Origin of the sequence: Cellulomonas algicola (assembly GCF_003851725.1) — a bacterium.
GTDB lineage: Bacteria > Actinomycetota > Actinomycetes > Actinomycetales > Cellulomonadaceae > Cellulomonas > Cellulomonas algicola.
Genome location: NZ_BHYL01000017.1, coordinates 1 through 6,220 on the forward strand (window position 1 = coordinate 1; position 6,220 = coordinate 6,220).

Consider the following 6,220-nt stretch of genomic DNA (forward strand, 5'->3'; position numbering starts at 1 on the left):
GTCGGCACGGGCCGAGGCGGACGAGTGGCTCGGCCGCGTCGACCTGGCCGGGCTCGCCGACCGGCGGCCGACCGCGCTCTCGGGCGGGCAGCGCCAGCGCGTCGCGCTCGCGCGTGCGCTCGCCGCGCACCCCGCGGCACTGCTGCTCGACGAGCCGTTCGCGCAGCTCGACGTCCGGACCGCCGCGGCACTGCGGGACGTCGTCCGGCAGCAGGTCCGCGCCACCGGGACCGCCACGGTGCTGGTCACGCACGACGCGCTCGACGCGCTCACGCTCGCCGACGAGGTGCTGGTCCTCGTCGACGGCACGGTCGTGGAGCGCGGCCGGCCCGTCGACGTGCTCGCCGACCCCGCGCACCCGTTCACGGCCGCGCTGGGCGGCACGAACCTCCTCCTCGGCACGGTCGCCGACGACGCGTCCGGCCCGGCGGTCGTCACGGCCGACGGCCTGCGCGTCCCGTGCCCCCCGGGCCTCCGCGCCGGCACCCTCGCCCGGCTGACCTTCGCGCCGTCCGCGGTGGAGGCGCACCGGGCCGCGACGGCGCACGAGCCCGCGACGGGCGTCGTGCGCTGGGAGACCCGCGTCGTCGACCTCGAACCGGGGACGACGGGCGTGCGGGTCCGGACCAGCGGGGACATCCTGGTCGACGTCCGCCCGGCCGACCTCGCCGTGCTCGACCTGCAGGTCGGCGCACCGCTCGTGCTGGCCGTGCCGCACACCGAGCAGCGCCTCCGCCCGCTGAGCTGACGCGGCCGCGACCTCACAGCCGCGTCCGGCACCCCGTGCGGGAACTGTTCCCGCCGCGCAACGCGGCCGGTGGGCGGGACGAAACATGCCGTTCGTAGCGTCGCCTGCGTCCGAGCCCCCATCCCTCCCGGAGGTCCCCATGGCGACACCGCTCGCGACCCCCGACGCCGAGGCGTCGACCACGACCACCACCGGCGCGACCCCTGTCGCGACCGGTGCGCCGCTCACCGTCCGCCCCGGCCGCTGGATCGACGGCTGGAACCCCGAGGACACCGCCCAGTGGCGCTCGGTCGGCAAGGCGATCGCGGCGCGCAACCTCGGCCTGTCGATCTTCGCGGAGTTCCTCGGGTTCGCCGTCTGGGCGCTGTGGAGCATCGTCGTGCCGCGGCTGCCCGCCGCGGGCTTCGACCTGACCGTCGACCAGATGTTCTGGCTGATCGCCGTGCCGAGCCTCGTCGGCGCGTCGCTGCGCATCCCCTACACGTTCGCGGTCCCGCTGTTCGGCGGGCGCAACTGGACGATCGTGTCCGCGCTCCTGCTCCTCGTCCCCACGAGCGCGCTCGCGATCGCGGTGCAGAACCCCGAGACGTCGTTCGGCGCCCTGCTCGGCATCGCGGCGCTCGCGGGCGTGGGTGGCGGCAACTTCGCGTCGTCCATGGCGAACATCTCGTTCTTCTACCCCGAGGCGGAGAAGGGCCGGGCGCTCGGGCTGAACGCCGCGGGCGGCAACATCGGCACCGCCGCGGTGCAGTTCGCGGTGCCGCTCGTCGTCGTCGGTGCGGCCGGCCTGCAGCTCGAGCGTGCGGGGCTCATGTTCATCCCGCTCGCGATCCTGGCCGCGTTCCTCGCCTGGCGGTTCATGGACAACCTGTCGAACGCCAAGGCCGACCCGCGCGCGTACGGCGTCGCGACGCGCGACAAGCACACGTGGATCATCTCGTTCATCTACATCGGGACGTTCGGCTCGTTCATCGGGTTCTCCGGGGCGTTCCCGACGCTGCTCCAGGCCCAGTTCCCCGAGGTGACGCTCTCGATCGCGTTCGCCGGGGCGCTGGTCGGCTCGGTCGCGCGGCCCGTCGGCGGCATCCTCGCGGACCGGTTCGGCGGCTCGACCGTCACGATCGCCGCGTTCGCGGTCATGGCCGCGGGGACCGTCGGCGCGATCGTCGCCCTGCGGGCGCACCACTTCCTCGGCTTCTTCCTGTCGTTCCTGCTGCTCTTCGTGGCGACGGGCGCGGGCAACGGCTCGGTCTACCGGATGATCCCCGCGGTGTTCCGGTTCGGCGCGACCGACGAGACGCGTGCGAGCCGCGCGAAGGCCGCGGCGGGCTGCATCGGCATCGCGGGCGCCGTCGGCGCGATCGGCGGGTTCCTCGTGCCCCGCGGGTTCGCCGTCTCGACGTCACTGACCGGAAACATCCAGGCGGCACTCTGGGTGATCGTCGGGACGTACGCGGTCATGGCCCTCACCACGTGGGCGGTCTACCGGCGCCGCGGCTCGGCCTTCGGCTCCACCGTCATCTGACCCTGCCCCCGGCCCCGGAGGACATCCCAGCGTGACGGCGATCGCGACCGCGCAGCACGAGCACACGGCGACGACCCAGGTCGCCACCGTGTGCTCGTACTGCGGTGTGGGCTGCGGCCTGGTGCTCGACGTCGTCGACGACGGCACGGGCCGCACGGTCCGCAGGGCGAGCGGTGACAAGGCGCACCCGGCGAACCACGGGCGGCTGTGCACGAAGGGCGCGACGACGGCCGACCTGCTCGCGGCGGGCGGGCGGCTGTCGACCGCGCTCGTGCGGCCCGAGCGCGGGTCGGAGCCCGTCCCGACGGGCGTCGACGAGGCGGTCGCGACCGTCGCGCGGCGGTTGCGCGAGATCGTCGACCGGGACGGGCCCGACGCCGTCGCGCTGTACGTGTCGGGGCAGATGAGCATCGAGGCGCAGTACCTCGCGAACAAGCTCGCCAAGGGGTACCTGCGCACCAACCAGATCGAGTCGAACTCGCGGCTGTGCATGGCGAGCGCGGGCACCGGCTACAAGCTGTCGCTCGGCTCGGACGGCCCGCCCGGGTCGTACGACGACCTCGACCACGCCGACGTGTTCCTCGTCATCGGCGCGAACATGGCCGACTGCCACCCGATCCTGTTCCTGCGGCTGCTCGACCGGGTCAAGGCGGGGGCGAAGCTCATCGTGGTCGACCCGCGCCGCACGGCGACCGCGGAGAAGGCCGACCTGTTCCTGCAGGTGAGGTCCGGCACGGACATCGCGCTGCTCAACGGACTGCTGCACCTGCTCGTCGAGGCGGGCGCGGTCGACGACGAGTTCGTCGCGGCGCACACCGAGGGCTGGGACGCGATGCCGGAGCTCCTCGCCGACTACCCGCCGGACGTCGTCGCGAGCATCACGGGTGTCGCGGAGGAGGACCTGCGGGCGGCGGCGGCGCTGATCGCGGGCGCGGAGAACTGGGTGTCCTGCTGGACGATGGGGCTCAACCAGTCGACGCACGGCACCTGGAACACGAACGCGCTGGTGAACCTGCACCTGGCGACCGGCGCGATCTGCCGGCAGGGGAGCGGACCGTTCTCCCTCACAGGCCAGCCGAACGCCATGGGCGGCCGCGAGATGGGCTACATGGGCCCCGGCCTGCCCGGCCAGCGCACGGTGCTCGACCCCGCGGACCGGGCGTTCGTCGAGGACCTCTGGGACCTGCCCGCGGGCACCATCCGGTCCGACGGCGTCGGGCGCGGCACGATCGAGATGTTCGAGCAGATGGCCGCGGGTGACATCAAGGCGTGCTGGGTGATCTGCACCAACCCGGTCGCGTCCGTCGCGAACCGCCGCACGGTCATCGAGGGCCTGGAGAACGCCGAGCTCGTCGTCACGCAGGACGTGTACGCCGAGACCGAGACCAACGCGTACGCCGACGTCGTGCTCCCCGCGGCGATGTGGACCGAGGGCGACGGCGTCATGGTCAACAGCGAGCGCAGCATGACGCTCGCCCGCCGCGCGCTCGACCCGCCCGGCGAGGCGCTGCCCGACTGGGTGCTGATCGCGCGCGTCGCCACCGCGATGGGCTACCCCGGCTTCGCGTACGCGTCGTCGGAGGAGGTGTTCGAGGAGATCCGGCGGACCACGAACCCGCGCACCGGCTACGACCTGCGCGGCGTCACGTACGACCGGCTGCGCGCCGCGCCCGTGCAGTGGCCGTCCGCGTCGCCGGACGGGCCCGCCCGCAACCCCGTCCGGTACGTCAACGACGGGGTCCACCAGCCGCTGCTGGTGGACGACGACGGCACCGTCCCGCGCCTGCGGTTCGCCACCCCGTCGGGCCGGGCCGTCTTCCACGCGCGCCCGCACCTGCCGGCGAAGGAGATGCCGGACGACGACTACCCGTTCCTGCTCAACACCGGCCGCGTCCAGCACCAGTGGCACACGCTCACCAAGACGGGCCGCGTCGCGAAGCTCACCAAGCTCAACCCCGGCCCGTTCGTCGAGCTGCACCCGGACGACGCGGCACGCCTCGACGTCGTCGACGGCGCGACCGTCGAGGTCGCGTCCCGCCGCGGCCGGGCCGTCCTGCCCGTCGTCGTCACCGACCGCGTGCGGCCAGGGTCGCTGTTCGCGCCGTTCCACTGGAACGACCTGTTCGGCGAGTACCTGTCCGTCAACGCCGTCACCAACGACGCCGTCGACCCGCTGTCGTTCCAGCCCGAGCTCAAGGTGTGCGCGGTGTCCGTGACGCTGGTCGCCCCGCCGCCCGTTCCCGTGGCCGGCACGCCGGCGGCGACCGACGCGGGCGAGGTGGACCCGTCGCCCGGCGGTTCCCCCCTCGGCCCCGACGGGACGACGGGCGACGACGCCGTGACCGACGGTGCGCGGGCGATGCGCGCGCTCGCAGGCGCGCTGGGCCTCGAGGACTTCGGGCCTCCCGTGCTGGGCGACGACGAGCGCCGCTACCTCGCGGGCTTCCTCGCCGGGCTCGGCGGCGGCGACGTCACCGGCACCCCCGTCCTGCCGCCGACCGCGCCGCTCGACGGCACGTCCGCGCTCTGGGTCGACGGGCTGCTCGCCGGGATGTTCTCGCGCGCACCGCAGTCCTCGTCGCGGGGTGCCGCGACCGGCGGACCGGCTCGCGCGCCCGCGCCCGTGCGGCCGCTCGTCGTGCTGTGGGCGTCGCAGACCGGCACGTCGGAGGAGGTCGCCGAGCGTGTGGCGGCCCGGCTGGCCGACGGCGGGCGCACGCCCGAGGTCCTCGCGATGGACGACGCCGTCGGTGCGCTGCCGCGGCGGGCCGACCTCGTCGTCGTGACCAGCACGTTCGGTGACGGCGACGCCCCCGACAACGGGACGGCGTTCTGGGAGGCGCTGGCTGACCCCGAGGCGCAGCGGCTCGACGGGTCGCGGTTCGCCGTCCTCGCGCTCGGCGACTCGAGCTACGACCAGTTCTGCGGGCACGGCCGACGCGTCGACCGGCGCCTGGCGGAGCTCGGCGCGCAGCGGCTCGTCGACCGCGGCGAGTGCGAGCCGGGCGACGAGGAGACCGCCGAGCGGTGGACCGAGCACGTCGTCGCGGTCCTCACCGGTGGACCCGCGGCGACCGCCGCGCCCGCCGACGACGCCCCGCCCGCCGACGGAGCGGTGACCGGCGCCGGCGCGATCCCGGGAGCGGGTCCGGACGTCAGGCCCACGGGCGACCCGCTCGACGCGCGCGGCCCGGGTGAGCCGCTCGTCGGCGCTGCGACCGTCGTCGAGCGCCCCCTCGCCCCGACCGGGCGGGCCACGGCCGTTCCCGCACGCGCGACGCGCGCGCGTCCCGGCGTCGCGCGCCTCGTCGGGAACCGGCTGCTCAGCCTGCCGGGCTCCGCGAAGGAGGTCCGCGAGGTCTGGTTCGACACGTCGCAGTCGCCGCTGCCGATGCCGTACGCGGCCGGTGACGCGCTCGCGGTCCGGCCCGTCAACGCCGCGTCGGTGGTCGAGGAGTGGCTCGCCGTGACGGGTGTCGCCGCCGACGCGCCGGTCACCGTCGAGGGCGTCGGCACCGTCCCGTTCGCGGTCGCGCTGCGCGACGAGCTCGACGCCACGCGCCCGTCGCAGGACCTCCTGCGGTTCGTGCACGAGCGGTCCGGCAGCGAGCGGCTGCGTCGGCTCCTGCGCTCCGAGAACCGCAACGACCTCGCGAAGTGGCTGTGGGGACGGCAGGCCGTCGACGTCGTCGGGGAGCTGCGCGTCGACGCGACGGCCCAGGAGTGGGCGGACGTGCTGCGCCGCCTCCAGCCGCGGCAGTACTCGATCTCGTCGTCGCCGCTCGTCGACCCGCACCGCGTCCGCCTGACGATGTCCGTCGTGCGGTACGAGGGGCCGTCGGGCGCTGCCCGGGGCGGGGTGTGCTCGACGTTCCTCGCCGACGCCGGCCCGGACCTGTCGGTGTCCGCGTACGTGCAGCCGTCGACGCACTTCCACCCGCCGGCCG

Annotated in this window: 3 protein-coding genes; all 3 read left to right on the top strand. The window is 74.9% G+C overall.

What is annotated here, in order from left to right; translation table 11 throughout:
* The coding region (locus tag CTKZ_RS01005) for an ATP-binding cassette domain-containing protein (protein WP_124341180.1) at window positions 1–748 on the top strand (748 nt) is incomplete at its 5' end.
* 139 nt (window positions 749–887) lie between these two features.
* Complete coding sequence (locus CTKZ_RS01010; protein WP_124341181.1) at window positions 888–2,273, top strand: MFS transporter; 1,386 nt, start codon at window positions 888–890, stop codon at window positions 2,271–2,273.
* A gap of 31 nt (window positions 2,274–2,304) precedes the next feature.
* On the top strand, window positions 2,305–6,220 hold a 3,916-nt coding region (locus CTKZ_RS01015), incomplete at its 3' end, for a bifunctional nitrate reductase/sulfite reductase flavoprotein subunit alpha (RefSeq protein WP_124341182.1).